This is a genomic window from Kitasatospora sp. NPDC059673, from assembly GCF_042734215.1.
Taxonomy (GTDB): Bacteria; Actinomycetota; Actinomycetes; order Streptomycetales; family Streptomycetaceae; genus Kitasatospora.
In genome coordinates this window covers 184,190-198,542 of record NZ_JBHWEN010000001.1, presented here as the reverse complement: position 1 = coordinate 198,542, position 14,353 = coordinate 184,190, and the positions used below count along the sequence as shown (strand labels likewise).

16 protein-coding genes are annotated in these 14,353 nt (G+C 72.6%); 5 read left to right on the top strand and 11 right to left on the bottom strand.

Annotated features, from left to right (window positions below; all coding sequences use genetic code 11):
• Positions 1-109: 109 nt before the first annotated feature.
• The 3 genes from ACFV18_RS00780 to ACFV18_RS00770 form a co-directional block, all read right to left on the bottom strand.
• Positions 110-577 carry an SsgA family sporulation/cell division regulator gene (locus ACFV18_RS00780; RefSeq protein ID WP_380478004.1) on the bottom strand — a complete coding sequence of 156 codons (468 nt, stop codon included), beginning with the start codon at positions 575-577 and terminating at the stop codon, positions 110-112.
• Positions 574-741: a hypothetical protein gene (locus tag ACFV18_RS00775; protein WP_380478003.1), complete on the bottom strand. Its 168-nt coding sequence runs from the start codon at positions 739-741 to the stop codon at positions 574-576. Before ACFV18_RS00775 ends, ACFV18_RS00780 begins: the two co-directional genes overlap by 4 nt.
• A gap of 130 nt (positions 742-871) precedes the next feature.
• A complete protein-coding gene (locus tag ACFV18_RS00770) occupies positions 872-1,975 on the bottom strand; it encodes a hypothetical protein (protein ID WP_380478002.1) in 1,104 nt (367 codons plus the stop codon).
• Between the two features lie 213 nt (positions 1,976-2,188).
• Here ACFV18_RS00770 and ACFV18_RS00765 point away from each other — a divergent pair, with 213 nt between their 5' ends.
• Positions 2,189-2,890, top strand: a complete 702-nt coding sequence (locus tag ACFV18_RS00765) for a DUF4241 domain-containing protein (protein WP_380478001.1) — start codon at positions 2,189-2,191, stop codon at positions 2,888-2,890.
• Between the two features lie 121 nt (positions 2,891-3,011).
• On the opposite strand, the gene ACFV18_RS00760 is transcribed toward ACFV18_RS00765, so the two are convergent.
• The gene (locus ACFV18_RS00760) at positions 3,012-3,644 is read right to left on the bottom strand and encodes a DJ-1/PfpI family protein (RefSeq protein ID WP_380478000.1); all 633 of its coding nucleotides are present in this window, start codon (positions 3,642-3,644) and stop codon (positions 3,012-3,014) included.
• Positions 3,641-4,612, bottom strand: a complete 972-nt coding sequence (locus ACFV18_RS00755; protein ID WP_380477999.1) for a GlxA family transcriptional regulator — start codon at positions 4,610-4,612, stop codon at positions 3,641-3,643. Before ACFV18_RS00755 ends, ACFV18_RS00760 begins: the two co-directional genes overlap by 4 nt.
• Before the next feature lie 96 nt (positions 4,613-4,708).
• Here ACFV18_RS00755 and ACFV18_RS00750 point away from each other — a divergent pair, with 96 nt between their 5' ends.
• Positions 4,709-5,311 carry a hypothetical protein gene (locus tag ACFV18_RS00750; RefSeq protein ID WP_380477998.1) on the top strand — a complete coding sequence of 201 codons (603 nt, stop codon included), beginning with the start codon at positions 4,709-4,711 and terminating at the stop codon, positions 5,309-5,311.
• A gap of 85 nt (positions 5,312-5,396) precedes the next feature.
• On the opposite strand, the gene ACFV18_RS00745 is transcribed toward ACFV18_RS00750, so the two are convergent.
• Entirely contained in the window at positions 5,397-6,425 is a 1,029-nt protein-coding gene (locus ACFV18_RS00745; protein ID WP_380477997.1) for a hypothetical protein, read from the bottom strand.
• 137 nt (positions 6,426-6,562) lie between these two features.
• On the opposite strand from ACFV18_RS00745, the gene ACFV18_RS00740 reads away from it, so the two are divergent.
• Positions 6,563-7,147, top strand: a complete 585-nt coding sequence (locus ACFV18_RS00740; protein ID WP_380477996.1) for a TetR/AcrR family transcriptional regulator — start codon at positions 6,563-6,565, stop codon at positions 7,145-7,147.
• A gap of 16 nt (positions 7,148-7,163) precedes the next feature.
• Complete coding sequence (locus ACFV18_RS00735; RefSeq protein ID WP_380477995.1) at positions 7,164-7,310, top strand: hypothetical protein; 147 nt, start codon at positions 7,164-7,166, stop codon at positions 7,308-7,310.
• A gap of 55 nt (positions 7,311-7,365) precedes the next feature.
• Here the strand turns inward: ACFV18_RS00735 and ACFV18_RS00730 are convergent, their stop codons facing one another.
• The 5 genes from ACFV18_RS00730 to ACFV18_RS00710 all read right to left on the bottom strand — a co-directional run bounded on the left by ACFV18_RS00730 (position 7,366) and on the right by ACFV18_RS00710 (position 13,260).
• On the bottom strand, positions 7,366-9,942 hold the full coding sequence (locus tag ACFV18_RS00730) for a collagenase (protein ID WP_380477994.1): 2,577 nt from the start codon (positions 9,940-9,942) through the stop codon (positions 7,366-7,368).
• 156 nt (positions 9,943-10,098) lie between these two features.
• Positions 10,099-11,028 carry a LysR family transcriptional regulator gene (locus ACFV18_RS00725; protein WP_380477993.1) on the bottom strand — a complete coding sequence of 310 codons (930 nt, stop codon included), beginning with the start codon at positions 11,026-11,028 and terminating at the stop codon, positions 10,099-10,101.
• 301 nt (positions 11,029-11,329) lie between these two features.
• Positions 11,330-11,836, bottom strand: coding sequence for a GNAT family N-acetyltransferase (locus ACFV18_RS00720; RefSeq protein WP_380477992.1), 507 nt, complete (start codon positions 11,834-11,836; stop codon positions 11,330-11,332).
• A 66-nt stretch (positions 11,837-11,902) separates the two neighbouring features.
• Positions 11,903-12,652 carry a PIG-L deacetylase family protein gene (locus ACFV18_RS00715; protein ID WP_380477991.1) on the bottom strand — a complete coding sequence of 250 codons (750 nt, stop codon included), beginning with the start codon at positions 12,650-12,652 and terminating at the stop codon, positions 11,903-11,905.
• Positions 12,653-12,741: 89 nt separating this feature from the next.
• Positions 12,742-13,260: a hypothetical protein gene (locus ACFV18_RS00710; protein ID WP_380477990.1), complete on the bottom strand. Its 519-nt coding sequence runs from the start codon at positions 13,258-13,260 to the stop codon at positions 12,742-12,744.
• Between the two features lie 220 nt (positions 13,261-13,480).
• Here ACFV18_RS00710 and ddaH point away from each other — a divergent pair, with 220 nt between their 5' ends.
• On the top strand, positions 13,481-14,329 hold the full coding sequence (gene ddaH / locus ACFV18_RS00705) for a dimethylargininase (RefSeq protein ID WP_380477989.1): 849 nt from the start codon (positions 13,481-13,483) through the stop codon (positions 14,327-14,329).
• The last annotated feature ends 24 nt before the right edge of the window (positions 14,330-14,353 follow it).

Sequence of the window (14,353 nt, the reverse complement as noted above, 5' to 3'; positions counted from 1 at the left end):
GCGTCGGCGGCGAGAACCGGCATGCGACAAACGCCCCCTGTTCAACGCGCGGAAGCGGAAATCGGTGCGGCGCACCAGCCGTTCGGTGACGACGCCCGGTGCGCCGGGCTCACTCGGGGCGGGCCGGGCGGTCGGTCAGCAGGTCGCGGAGCAGGGTGGCGATGTCCAGGTGGTGGTGTTCCGTTCCCGGGGGGACGACCTGGTGGGAGCGGCGGAGGAAGTCGCGGACCGGGGCGGAGGGGGTGTGCAGGACGGCGGTGTGGCCGGGGGTGGTGAGGGCGATGGCCAGCAGCTGGGGGTCGGTGGGGGAGCGGCGGACCGTGACGTCGCCGAGGCCGGCGCGGCCGTTCAGGCCCTCGGCGAGGAGTTCGCGGCCGAACAGCCAGGTGATGGGCTCCTCGAGGTCGGCGTGGCAGTCCAGGTGCACGGCGTACGGGTCGGTGCGGTAGTAGCGCAGGCGGGCCGGGACCCGGACGCGCAGGCCCGGGCAGGGGCGCACGGTGACGTTCAGCAGCAGGACGCAGTCCGGGTCGTCGGCGGGTCGGAGCCAGGTGCTCGGCGTGTTCCGGTGGTTCACCGGGTCTCCCTCGGGTGGACGGACTCGGGCGGGGTGGCGCTTTCGGGTGTGGTGGTGCCTTCGGGCGCGGCCTCGGTGGCGAAGCGGGGCGGGGTGATCAGGCGGGACCACTCCGGGTCGCTGCGGCCGGGCGCGGTGCGGCCGGACCGGTGCCAGAGGGCCACCAGCCCGGTGTGGATCGGGGCGTGCTGAATCGTTTCGTCACGAACGCCCGTCGGGGCCAGGGGATCGGCACTCACGTTCGGGCATAACGACCGAACCCGGGGGCGGTAACGGCACTTGCCGTGCCTGTGTTCAGCCCGTGGGGGTGTGGGTCGCGGCGACGGCGCGGGCGTGGTCGAAGGCGCGGACGGGATGCGGGGTGGAGGTCCAGGGGTGGGCGCCGCACCAGGGGCCGAGCCGGCGGAACTGCTCCAGTGCGAGGGCCGGTTGGCGGGAGACCAGCGCGAAGTGCGCCAACAGGTGCCGCAGCAGCGGGAGTTGGTCGTTCGTCGGCGGGGCGGCGTCCAGCGCCGAGGCCACCGCGGGCAGCAACTCGCGCAGCCGGCCCGCGTCCGGCAGACCGTACAGGCCGTGCCGCTGCTCCAGTTCGGTCAGTGCCTGGAGGTACAGCCCGGGCAGCGCGGAGCCGGGCGGTGCGGTGCGGACGGCGTGTTCGGCGAAGCGCAGCATCTGCGCGTCGCTGCCGTGCCACTTGGCGCACCAGTACTGCATGGCCTGCCAGTGCCCGCCGACGTGGTGCGGTGCGCGCGCCGTCAACTCCTGCCACAGCGCCCGGAACCGGCGGTGGCTGAGCGGGACGCCGCGGGCCGTGGTGACCAGCACCGCCCATGGGCCGGGGTCGCGCGGGTCCAGCGCGGCGGCCTCCCGGGCGGCCGCGTTCGCCTCGGCCAGCCGCGCCTTGAAGGCGGTCAGGTGCTCGGCCGGGACCTGGCGCGCGAGCGCGCTGCCGCGCACCTCCCAGGCCCGCTGCACCAGCAGCCGGGCGTGCACGGTGGTGGCCGCGCACGCCTCGGTGCCCGATTCGCGCCACGCGGTGAGCCACTCGTCGCGCTCGGCCGCCACCCGGGTCAGGAAGTCCAGCCGGGACCACCGCTCGTCCCAGTCCTCCCCGGCCGCCGCCACGTACGCCGCGGCTGCCCGCCAGCCACCGGCCAGGCAGGAGTCGGCCAGTGCCTCCAGTTCCTTGCGCCGCAGCAGCGGCAGCGGCGGCCCCGCGCGCCCCGGGTCCAGCTCCGCGCTCGGCACCAGCCCGTACTGCTTCGGATCGAAGCCGTCGGGGGTGGGGGCCACCGGGGGTTGCACGGGTGCCGGCGCCGGTACGGTGCCGCCGCTCCAGCGCCGACGGGTCAGCAGCGAGAGCACCAGGGCGATACCGAACAGCAGCACGGGGGTCATGCCCAGAATGATCTCCCACCCGATGCGGTGCCCGGCACCCGCACGCCCCCTCGGACCGGCCGCCGGACCGCCCGGCGACCCGGACCGGGCCCTGGCGGATCGTCAACGGCCGGGCGGTTTCGGGCCAGGGGCGGGTGGGGCGCTACCGTGGGGGCCGCGCGCGGGTGGTGTTCGTCCGATGATCTGTCCGGAACGCCCGTCCGCATCCGGTCCGTGAACGACGAGTGCGACGAGAGCGAGCCCCTGATGCCCCTTGCGGCCCCCGATGTGGCGCGACTGTTCACTCCGGGCAGCCAGTACGACTGCGGGCACGACCGCACGGCCACCGTGGTCGCGCTGCCCGAAGCGGTGCTGGCGCTGCCCACCGGGCGGCTGGTGGCGTGCGACCCGGTGATCGGCCTGGTGGACGAGAACGAGCCGTTCCTCGCCGTGGCGCCGCCGGGCAGCTACCCCGTCGCGCTCGCCGTGGTCGAGGTGCGCAACGCGTACGGCCCCGGCTCCTCGGACACCCGGATCGCCGCCGCCCTGCTGCGGGTCGGCGACCGGCCGGCGGTGCGGTGGGAGCTGGCGCTGAGCGAAGGGCAGGACGAGAAACGGCTCGGCCGGGGCGACTTCTTCGGGTACGGCGTGGACGCGGGCACCGGCTGCTTCCTGGACGCGTCCGCCGTCGGCCCGATCGGCGAACTGGTCGAACAGGACGCCGACCCGGTCATCGACGCCATCCACGACGCCCACCTCCGCCCGGCCACCGTCACCGACCCCGCGAGCGGCCACAGCATGGTGGCGTTCACCACCGGCTGGGGCGACGGCCACTACCCGACCTGGGTGGGCCGGGACGCCGCCGGCCAAGTCACCGGCTTCGTCAGCGAGTTCTTTGTCGTCCCGCAACCCGGGCGCGGCCCCGTCGAGGGGTGACCGGGCCCGGGCTGCGGGGTCTCGGCGCGGGACGGACCGGCTCGGGACGGTCCGGCTCGGGACGGTCCGGCTCGGGACGGACCGGCTCGACTCGGGACGGGACTGCGTGGCCCGGCTCGGCTCAGCTCGGGACGGCGAACTGGGCGCGCACGGCCTCGACCACGGCGGGCGGGGCGGTCCTGGTGGAGCCGGCGGTGTACGGCGGCTGCGGGTCGTACTCGGTCAGCAGCTGGATGCCCTGGGCGGTCTCGGCGCCGTGGATCCGGCCCACCAGGTGCAGGCCCAGGTCGATGCCGGACGAGACGCCCGCCGCGGTCGCGTACTTGCCGTCGAACACCACCCGCTCCTCGACCGGCTCGGCGCCGAACGCGGCCAGCGCCTTCGGCAGGAACCAGTGGGTGGTGGCGCGGCGGCCGGTGAGCAGCCCGGCGGCGGCCAGCAGGACCGAGCCGGAGCAGACCGAGGTGGTCCAGGTGGTGGTGGCGTCGATGGCGCGCAGCCAGTCGAGCACCTCGGGTCGTTCCTGCTGCGCGATCGAGCCCGGTCCGCCCGGGACGAGCAGCAGGTCGGCGGAGGTGACTTCGTCCAGGGCGGCGTCGGCGGTGAGCGCGAGGCTGCCCAGGTCGGCGCGGACCGGCCCGCGCCGGTCGGCGGTGAACACCACTTCGGCGCCGGGCATCCGGGCCAGGATCTCGTACGGGCCGACGGCGTCCAGTGCGGTGAAGCGGTCGTAGAGCAGGATGGCGATCTTCATCGGGTGCCTCTCTGTGGTGGGTCGGCGTTGCGCCGAGGTGTGGTGCGGAAGCGGCGGCGGTAGTCGAGCGGGCTGACGGACAGTGTGCGGGCGAAGGCGCGGCGCATGGCCTCCGGGTTGCGGTAGCCGCTGCGGCGGGCGACCTGTTCGATGCCGTCGTCGCTGTCCTCCAGCAGGCGGCGGGCCACCTCCAGCCGCACACCGTCCACGTAGCGGCCGGGGGTGATGCCGGTCTCGGCGGCGAACACCCGGGCGAACTGGCGCGGCGACAGTGCGGCGCGGCGGGCCAGGGCCTCGACGGACAGGTCGGCGTCGGGGTGTTCGGTGATCCAGCGCTGCACCTCGCGCAGCGGCTGCCGGACGGCGAGTTGGGCGGCCAGCTGGGTGGAGAACTGGGCCTGGCCGCCCGGGCGGCGCAGGAACATCACCAGGTGCCGGGCGATGCGGAGGGCGAGTTCGCGGCCGAGGTCCTCCTCGACCAGGGCGAGCGCCAGGTCGATGCCGGCCGTGACCCCGGCGGAGGTGGCCACCCGCCCGTCCCGGACGTGGATCGGGTCGGGTTCGACGGTGACGTCCGGGAAGCGCCGGGCCAGCGACTCGCTGTGCGCCCAGTGCGTGGTGGCCCGGCGCCCGGCCAGCAGCCCCGCCTCGGCGAGCAGGAACGCGCCCGTGCAGACGGACGCGATGCGCTCCGCCTTGCCGGCCAACTCGCCGACCCTGCTGACGAGTTCGGGCGCTGGGTGCCGGGTGCCCGGGCCGCCGGGGACGATCAGCGTGTGCGGGGCGGCCGCGCGCGCGAGGTCCTCGTCGGGCAGCAGGCACAGCCCGCTGCCCGTCCGCACCGGGAGCCCGCCGGGCGAGGCGGTGCGGATCCGGTAGCCGGCCGCCGCGAGCACTTCCAGCGGGCCGGTGACATCGAGGCTCTGCACCCCGTCGAAGAGCACGAAGAGCACGCTGCGATCGGCCATGTCCCCACCCTCGCAGCGGCTCCCGGCGGCAGCAATGACGGATACCCCACCTTTTCTGCCATCACCCCACGGCTGTGGTCCGGATCCCGGTTGAGGTTGACCTCGGGTCAGGGCTCCGGCTACCGGCGGTGCGGCTCCGGCGAGTTGCTGCAACTGGTGCAGGTGCGGATGCCGGCCGGCGCGGGCGTGCCGCTGGCCGAGACCGGGTCGATGCTCGACGCGGCGGCCGCGCAGTTCGGCGCCGCGCTCGCCGAGGTCGGGCGGCAACTCGCTGTCCACATCGACGAGTTGGGCGCCCGCCGGGACAGGCTGCACCGGCTCGCCGACGGTGACCGGACCCTGCTGCCCGACCGCGCCTGCGCCGTCCTGGAGCTGATGCGCGAACTCGGCCTCGGCCCCGGCTGCGTGGCCGCGCAACGCGAAGCCCTGGCGCCGGCCCGGGCGATGGTTCCGGAGGGCTTCGAGGGCTTCCTCGCCCAGCTCGAACACCGGCTGGGAGACCGGGAGTTCGTCCGTCTCACCAAGCCCGGCCGGGAGGCCGAGGCCTGGGACCCGGGCGACCCGAGGGCCGAGGAACGTGACCGCGATGGCCGAGCGCCACCTCACCGGCCCCGCGCTGCTGGGGGACCGGGCAAGCCTGCGGGCCTGGGCGAATGCCTCGGCCCAGTACCGGCAGGCGTACCCATGCCGCAGCGGTGACAGGCGGCGGCCCGGCGGCAGTAATGACGGATACCCACCTTTCTGCCATCACCCCCCGGGTCAGGGCGGAGGCTCCTCGGGTCCGTCAGGAACGGTCGCGGCCGTAGGCGGCGAGGGCGTGAAAGGCGGCCTTCGGCTCCCAGGGCAGGCCGGGGTGGGTGGTGGAGGGGCGGCCGGGCGGGAGGGGGCGGACGATGCCGAAGGAGGCGCGGTCGAAGTCCCGGTCGGGGTCGTCGGAGCCGGGCAGGTGGTAGTGGGCGAAGGTCTGCACGAAGGCGGCGTCCAGGCCGGAGTCCTCGAAGACCGCGAGCAGGTCGAGCAGGTAGTCGGCCTGTTCCTGCTCGTCGCGCGCGAGCGGTTCGGCGAAGCGGTCGGCGCGGCCGTGCGCGTCGAAGAGTACGGCGCGGTCGCCGCGCGCACCGAGTGCGGCGGCGCCGGTGAAGCTGCCGCAGCCGAACTCGGTGACGGCGGCGGGCCGGCCCTGGCCGGTGAGGGCGCGCAGGCCGGGGGCGAGCAGCTCGGCGTTGGTGGCGTCGCGGTAGCCCGCGTCGGTGGCGACGATGTCGAACGGGGCCCAGTCGATGCCCTCGAAGGGCAGCGAGGCGTAGCCGATCCGGCCGCCGAAGCGCGACCTCGCGGCGCTGAGGACGCGGGCCAGGAAGGCGTTCAGCGTGCGGTGCAGCTCGGGCAGCAGCGCACGGAAACGGGGCTGGTCGGCGAGCACGCCGGCGCGTTCGAGGTAGTCGGCGCCGGGCAGGAAGCCGTCCGTGAACAGGGAGATCTCGGAGCCGGTGAGCAGCACCACCTCGGCGCCGCCGGCCCGCAGCTTCTCGGCGCGCTCGGCGCAGTCCACCAGCAGGTCGAACAGCTGGGGTTGGGTGAGCCCGTTGGTGAACGGTGAGAACCAGACCTCAAGTCCGGCCTCGGCGGCGTACCGGGCGGCGGTCTCCAGCCGGTCCGGTACGGCGCCGGTGATGCGCACCGCGTCGCAGTGCAACTCCTGGCGGATCACCAGCATTTCGCGGCGAACGGTGTCGGGGTCGAAGGGTTCCCGGGTGGTGGTGTCGATGGTGCTGCGGAAGCCGGTGTCGTAGGTGATGCCGAAAACGCGCACGGCGAAGCCGTCCTCTCCTCGCGAAGTAGGGTACGGCTCGTACCTTACGGCGAATTGGGTACGGCCGGTACCTTGTTCTGGTGGGGACGTACCATGCGAACCGGGATCAGCGGCAACAGCGAGCAGGAGGTGGGCAGGTGGCAGCGACCAGGCGGCGCGGCGCCGAACTCGAGGACGCCATCCTCACCGCCGCCGGCGAACTCCTGCTCGAACACGGCGTGGCCGGACTCACCATGGACGAGGTCGCCCGCCGGGCCGGCACCAACAAGAACGCCCTGTACCGGCGTTGGCCCCACCGCACCGCACTCGGCATCGCCGCCTACCGCAGGCTCGCCGCCGCCGAAACCCGACCGCCCGACACCGGCGCCCTCCGCGACGACGCCCTCGACCTGCTGCGCCGAGCCAACCGCACCTGGTCCTCCCCGTACGGCGAAATCCTGCGCGGCCTGCTCGCGGCCGCCGGTGGCGCGCCCGAACTCCTCGCCGAACTCCGCGACCCCGACCGCCCCGACCCACTCGACGAGGCCTGGCTGGCCGTCCTCACCCGCGCCGCGACCCGGGGCGAGGCCCCCGCCGCGGCCGTCCACCCACGCGTGGCCGCCACGCCGATGGCCCTGCTGCGCACCGAATACCTGCTGCGCGGCGTCCCGGCCGTCCCCGACGAGGTCCTGGTGGAGATTGTGGACGAGGTCTTCCTTCCGCTGGTCCGGGGCCGGGCCTGAACAACGCCCCCGCCGGGTGGGGGACGCCCGCCTGTTCGCCGTCGAGCATGCGCCCGGTGGTGCCGAACTGCGCCGCCGTCTGGCCGAGTTGAGCGCGAGCCCGGTGGAGTCGCCGGAGCTGCGGGCGGCGGCGGCGCGGCGGCTCGCGCGCGAAAGCAGCTGACGGACAGTCGCGAATGGGAGGCGGCGACTGCCCGTCAGCTGGTGGGGGGTGGGGGTCAGAACTGGGTGGCGACCGTGACGTTGGTGAAGTCGGTGGCCGCGTAGAGGCTCAGGTAGCGGTAGCCGGCCTGGGGGTTGGTGACGGTGATGGTCTGGGTGGTGCTGTTGGGAGTGGTGGAGGAGGCGGTGTAGGCGGTGGGGGAGGCCCAGGTGGCGTCGTTGTAGTACAGGTACGCGGTGCCGGTGCCGCCGCTGGTGGTGATCTTCAGGGTGCTGGTGCCGGCGGGCAGGTAGACGTACAGGTAGTCGACGTTGCCGGCGGTGCGGGTGCGGCCGGTGCGCTGGCAGTTCTGGCCCATCGCGTCGGTGCGCTGGTCGGTGCAGGTCGGCAGGGTGGTGCCGCCGCCGCTGCCGGTCTTGACGGTGACGCTCGTCGGGGTCGCGGTGGAGCGGCCGGTGGAGTCGGTGACGGTCAGGGCGACGGTGTAGGTGCCGGCCGCGGCGTAGGTGTGCGACGGGTTGCGCTCGTCGGAGGAGCTGCCGTCACCGAAGGTCCAGTGCCAGGAGACCAGCTGCGCGGGCGAGTTGGTGACCACCGAGCGGTCGGTGAGGGTCACCGTCGAGCCGTTCACCGACTGGTCGAACAGCGCGGTCGGGCCGGTGGCGAAGCACGCGCCGGCCGCGCACTGGGTCAGCCAGGCGTCGAAGTCGGCGTCGTAGGAGGTGCCGAGGCCGTTGTAGACCGCGTACCCGCCCTGGTAGTCACCGGTGCGGAAGTGGCCGAGCATGTTGGTGACGTCCGCCGGGTGCTTCTCCATCATGTAGCGGACGGCGAGGTAGCCCCACGGGTAGACCCGGGTGGAGTCGGCGTTGTAGTAGGTGTTCTGGAAGATCGTGCTCAGCTTGTAGGTGTGCTTGGCGGCCTCGGACATCGCCTGGGTGTCCGTCACCCCCCGGTAGCCGTACGACTCGTACTCGGCGACGCCCTCGATCCACCAGATGTCCGGGACGGACGTCTCGGTCTTGAAGTTGCCCTTCATGTCGTAGATGTTGTCGAGGTAGTGCGTGTACTCGTGGTTGAGGTTCCACACGTTGCCCGGGAAGTCGTCGTTCCACGACTTCTGGTACATGATCGCCACCGGCTTGTTGTTCGGGTCGGTGGGGTCCATCAGGGTGACGCCGCCGTTGTCGGTGGAGTTGTTCCAGATCGCCCACGAGTAGGTCTGGTAGTCGGCCGCGCTGGCGAACACCGGCAGGTCAAGGGTGGAGCCGTACTGGCCCGGGATCGGGCCGTTGTCCTTGACCAGGTTGTGGAAGTACGCGTCCTCGCCGCGCAGGCTCTCGCACACCGGACCCAGCTGGGCCACCGTCAGGGCCTGGGCGCGCAGCGTCTTGTTGTCGCAGACCAGGACGTTCGGCAGGACGGCGTTGATCAGCTTGTTGGGCAGGTCGCAGATGCCGAAGGTCGAACACTGGGTGCGGTTGAACTCGTTGGACTGGAAGGCCGTGTGCACGTACAGCGGGCCGCTCGCGCCGACGATCGGCGTCGAGTCGAGGATCTGCTTGATCAGCGGCCGGGTCGCCGCCTCGACGGTGGAGCTGTCGCCGGACATCCGGGCCAGGTCGTTGCCCGCGTTGACCTCAAGGAAGGAATTCGCCGTTCCCAGCAGGTCCTTGTGGTTCGTGATGAAGCTGCCGAGGGTGGAGACCAGGGAGGTGTCGGCGTTCAGCGCGTTGACGAAGTCGGTGTTCCAGTTGCCGCGCCACAGCGGGGCGAACAGCACCGCGTTCACCGCGTTCACCATCTTCGGGTACGCGTTGTAGCTGTTGCTGTAGCCGCTCAGCACCTGCTTGTACGTGCCCAGGTAGTTCGCCTGCACGTTGGCGCTGTCGGTGAGCACCAGCACGTCGTACAGCACGATGCCGTTGGCGTCCGAGACGTCCTTCCAGTGCTGCCCGGCGAGGAACGTGTCCAGGCCCGCCTTGGTGGCGGCGGTCAGCGTCGAGTCGTAGTTGCCGACCGAGTCCGCGTTGTACGACTGGACGTAGTAGCCGGCCCGCAGGAACTGCACCAGCTGAAGGATGTTGGCGCTGTTGGTGCCGTCGTACGTCGCCGCCAGGTTCTTGAAGGCGCTCGCGACGGTCAGCATGTTCGCCTGCTTGAAGATCGCGCCCGCGTCGCTGCCCGTCACGTTGTACAGCGTGCCGAGGCAGCTCGTGGTCGATCCCTTGACGAACGCCACCAGGTCGGCGCCGGAGCGGCTGCCGAAGTCGCCGGGGGTGCAGGTCTGCGCGGCGAGGCCCGCCGCCTTGTTCTGGGTGGCCGGCTGCTTCGCCTGGGGGCGGGGCGTGGTCTGGACGGTGGTGCCGGCCGGCTGACCCATCACCACCTGGCCGAGCAGCGCCGGGGGCAGCGGGGCCGAGACCGGGGCGGGGGCCTCCGTGGCGGCCGCGACGATCGGGCCGAGCGGCTTGGGGGCGGCGCTGCGGTCGCTGCCGGCGGCGGACGTGGCCGGGGCGGCGGCCTTCGACTGTCCGCCGGTCGCCGCGAAGGCCGGGGCGGGCAACAGAGTGGCCGCCGTGGCGCAACCGGCCAACAGGCCGGCCGCCAGTGCGGGGAGGGATATGCGCACTGATTCTCCTGTGGGGGCTGGGGAGATGGGGGGAGTGCATGCATCGTGGCACTGGGGCAGGGGTCAGAACAATGTCACAGGTCATATGACATTGCACTGCGGTGGCATAACACCGAAGTGCTGTTCTTGGTCTCCCGCCGGTCGCGGGCGGTGTCCTCAGGTGCGCGGCGGACGGAAGGTCCGGCTTGCCCAGCTGTGCAAGTGCGGTGCCCCGGCGGCGAGTTCGCGGTACGCGGCGGTGGCCGCACCGAACAGGGTGTCGGCGAGCGCCGGACCGAGCGTGGCGCGGCGCCACAGCAGGACGTACCGCAACCACAGTGGCGCACCGAGCAGCGGCTTGATCACCACACCCGGGGCGGGCGGCGTACTGGCCGGGACCAGGGTCGCACCCAGCCCCGCCGCCACCAGGTCCTGTATCTCCCGCTGCCCGAACGGAAGGTGGCGGACCGTTGTGGGTGGCAGCGCCGCCGATTCGCAGGCCGCCCGGACCACCGCCGGCCATGCGGTGCCGTCGGCGGCGGGCAGCAACCAGGTCTCGCCGGCCAGATCGCCGAGCGCGGGCTCGGCGTGATGCCGGATCGGGTGGCCGGCCGGCAGCGCGACGAACACCGGCTCGGTGGCGAGAACGCGCGCCGCGAACGTCGGGGTGGGGCGCAGGCCGGAGTCGGGATGGTCGAGGGCCAGCGCGAAATCGAACGGCTCCTGCGGGCCGGCGGTGAGCGAGAACCGGAGCTCCGGGCGGAGCTGCCGGGTCCGGGCCAGCGTCCCCGGCAACAGCGCCGGACAGTCCGCGGCCACCCGCAACTCGCGGTGCGGCCGCTCACCGTTGGCGGCGACGGCGTCCCCCAGGCGGTCCACCCGCGAGAGCACCTCGCGGGCGGCGGCGAGAACCTCCGCCCCGAAAGTGGTCGGCACCACACCAGTTGCCGTCCGCTCGAACACCACGGCGCCCAAGTGCCGCTCGATTCTTCGCAGCTGAGTACTCGTGGCAGGCTGGGACGCGCCGATGGCCGCGGCCGCCCGCCCGACGCTGCCGGTGTCGGCGATCGCGCAGAGCACCCGCAAGTGCCGCAGCTCCAGGTCCATGGCCCGGCCTTTCCTTGCGAGTGGGTCAGTACTATTTCACACGCAACATGTCAGATGGTGCCGCCACCTTCGCTTCTGGTCGTTGCCACGTCAAGCCCCGGGCGAGCGAGGGGGCTGGGGTTCTGCTGTGCGGGTGGGGAAGATGGTGTGTCAAGGTCGGGGCCGGCGTGGGGACTTGGGGGCGTGGGTGGCCGGGCCGGGTGCCGCTGCTGCGGGTCGGCGGCGAGGGCGGGCCGGGTGCCACGTCGAGCCTCGGATCATCCGATCACAGGCTCGCGCCGGTGCTGAACCCGGTCGGGGCTCAGGGCGACGTGGGCGGGCTGAAGGAGATCCAGGTGTCGGGCGGCAGATCCGGACGGCCCGGGACGGGGCGGTGCTGTTCGGTCCAGGCGGGGCCGGCGAGCCGGGTGGCGACGCGGCGCCAGAAGTGGACTGCGGTGGGGTTGGTGTCCTGGAAGGCGACTTCCCACGGGCCCGGGTGTCTGGCGACGATCTCCTGGACGGCGCGCAGTCCGATGCCCGAGCGCCGTGCGCCGCGGGCCACGAAGAAGCTGTTCAGGACGCGGGTGGGGCCGGTCAGGCCGCGGACGAAGGCGAAAGCGGCCGGGGCGTTGCCGGTGGTCGTGACGAGGTACGCGGCCCAGCCCGGGTCGGTGAGAGCCTGGTGGAGGCGCTCGTCGCGGAAGGTGCCGTCGGGGTTCGGGAGGAGGCCGTCGAACTCCGACATGTCGTGGCTGAACATCAGCCAGAGGCGTTCCAGGACGGGCCGGTCGGCGGTGGTGGCGAGGCGGACGGTCAGGTCTGACACGGGACTCCTTGGAGGGATGGGCGCCGCATGTCGACTCTCTAGCAGACGGGGTCGTTGGCCTGCCACTCAATTGGCCACGGGTACAGGCGCGTTGGGGAGCGGATGGGGCTGGTACCACTCGGTCCGCACCAGGCGGGCGCGGACGGACGGCGGGGCGGCGGCGAGGCGGCCAGGAAGGGCGCCGCGCAGCACCTCGGAGCGGTGGGCGAAGACGGCGGCGAGTTTGCGGGGGAGCCACGGGGTGACGTCGAGGGCCTCGACCGTGGCGTCCGGGACGCTGTAGGCGGTGCGGCCGGGGCGCAGCAACAGGGCGCCCAACTCCCGGGCGGCGCTGTGCGGGTGGGTGGCCAGCAGGAGCCGGCGGACCGGCCAGGGGGCGCCCAGTTCGGGGTGGAGGCCGGGGAGGGCCGCCGCGTGGACGGCGAGGACGGTGAGGCGGTGGGTGTGCTGGTGATCGGGGTGGCCCGTCATGCCGCCGTACGCGTCGTGGGTGACCACCCACTCGGGGCGGAGCTCCCGTAGGTGGGCGACGAGTTGGGCCACGGCCTCGTCCAGCGGGGCATCGAGCAGCCGAGCCCGCCCGGGCGCCGAGTCCGGAACCTTGGCGTCCGCGTAGCCCAGCAGCCGGGGCGGCCCCGCCCCCAACTCGTCGAGCGCCCGGGCCAGTTCGGGAATTCGGTGGGTGCCCTCCGCCCACGTCGCGGTGACCACGGCCGTCCGGGCCCCGGCCGCCGCGTGCCGGGCGAGCAGGCCGCCGGCGGAGAGGGATTCGTCGTCCGGGTGTGCGAACACACCGAGCACGCTGGGGAGTTCCATGCCGCACCGCCTTCGACCTGCGGAAGTTCCGTTTCCCCGCAGGGTTTCCGGTTCGTGCACCGGCGAAACGGCGGCGCGCTCGTGGCGGCTCAGAGCTGTTTGGTCCAGCGGTTCTGCTTTCCCTCGATCGGCTGGTGGACGAAACCGTAGCGACTCATTGACTTCGCGCCGGCCGGGGTCCCCATGTTCGAGACGACGTACCGGAATCCCGCGTCGCGCATGGTCTGGAAGCCCATCTCCACGATCCTGTCCACGAGTTGGCGCCGTGCTGCCCGTTCCATACCCGGTACGACGAAGATCCAGCCCGCGTCGCACTCGGTCGCGTCCGTCGTCCGTGCGGTCGGGATGCAGAACCACCCGCCGACCACGGCTTCGCGGGTACCGAGCGCGAGCACGTGTTTCATGCCGGGGCCGAGCTTCCCGTCGACGCCCGCACGTGTGAAGGCCACTGGGTTGTCCGCGGTGTAGCCCGCGTCGTTGAAGACGGAGTCCGCGAAGGCGCTGTTCAGCGCCGACAGCACATCGTCCCATCGGGATTTCATGAATTCGGCGTCCGCCAGCACGATCCTGGTGCGCTCGGTCCCATCCGGGTTTTCAGCGTCCAACACGGTCGAACTCCTTGCTGAGGGGGGTCGCGAATGGGGGCTCCGCTCATGGCACCCTGTCCTTCGGGGCGCGGGGAGGAAACGGGACTTCGGAGTAGTCACCTGATCGCCATGGGATCGTCCACCAACAGCCCTTCGGGGGCGAAGTGTTCCGCGGGCGCTGATACGTTCCGGTCGGGGATAGCCGAGACGGTGCAGATCGGCCGTCGCAGAGGAGAACACTGTGTCCGTTGGCGTTGACCAGGCCGGATCTGTGCGGCCGAGCGGTCGGACGGCCACCCCGCGCCGGCTGCTGATGTGCCGGCCGCAGCATTTCGACGTGGCGTACTCCATCAACCCGTGGATGCACCCGGAGCGGCCGGTCGACGGCGCGCTGGCCCTGCACCAGTGGGAGCGGCTGCGCGAGGTGTACCTCTCGCTCGGTCACACCGTCGAGGTGATCGAGCCGATTCCCGGCCTGTTGGACATGGTCTTCGCCGCCAACGGCGCCACCGTGGTCGACGGAAAGGTGCTCGGGGCCCGGTTCCGGCACGTCGAGCGCACCGCCGAGGGGCCGGCGTACCTGGACTGGTTCATCCGGCAGGGCTACCGGGACGTGCTGTGGCCCGAGTTCATCAACGAGGGCGAGGGCGACTACCTGCCCGTCGGGCGTCGCATCCTGGCCGGTACGGGCTTCCGCACCGACCAGCGGTCGCACTACGAGGCCCAGGAGTTCTTCGGCCTGCCGGTCACCTCGCTGACCCTGGTCAACCCGGAGCACTACCACCTGGACACCGCGCTCGCGGCCCTCTCCGACACCGAGATCATGTACTACCCGGCCGCGTTCACCCCCGGCAGCCGCTCCGTCCTGGAGCACCTGTTCCCGGATGCGATCCATGCCGATGCCCGGGACGCCGCCGCGTTCGGCCTCAACGCCTTCTCCGACGGCTACAACGTCGTCCTCCCGCAGGCCGCCACCGGTCTCGCCGAGCGCCTGCGGGAACACGGCTTCAACCCGATCGGCGCCGACACCACCGAACTCCTCAAGGCCGGCGGCGCCGTGAAGTGCTGCACCCTCGAACTGCGGCCGTAGCGGCGGAGATCCTCGGGCGGACCG

Bases quoted from the DNA above. Each gene is read 5' to 3' on its own strand.
- ACFV18_RS00770 (WP_380478002.1), bottom strand. From the start codon at position 1,975: ATGACCCCCGTGCTGCTGTTCGGTATCGCCCTGGTGCTCTCGCTGCTG.
- ACFV18_RS00755 (WP_380477999.1), bottom strand. From the start codon at position 4,612: ATGGCCGATCGCAGCGTGCTCTTCGTGCTCTTCGACGGGGTGCAGAGC.
- ACFV18_RS00760 (WP_380478000.1), bottom strand. From the start codon at position 3,644: ATGAAGATCGCCATCCTGCTCTACGACCGCTTCACCGCACTGGACGCC.
- ACFV18_RS00715 (WP_380477991.1), bottom strand. From the start codon at position 12,652: ATGGAACTCCCCAGCGTGCTCGGTGTGTTCGCACACCCGGACGACGAA.
- ACFV18_RS00725 (WP_380477993.1), bottom strand. From the start codon at position 11,028: ATGGACCTGGAGCTGCGGCACTTGCGGGTGCTCTGCGCGATCGCCGAC.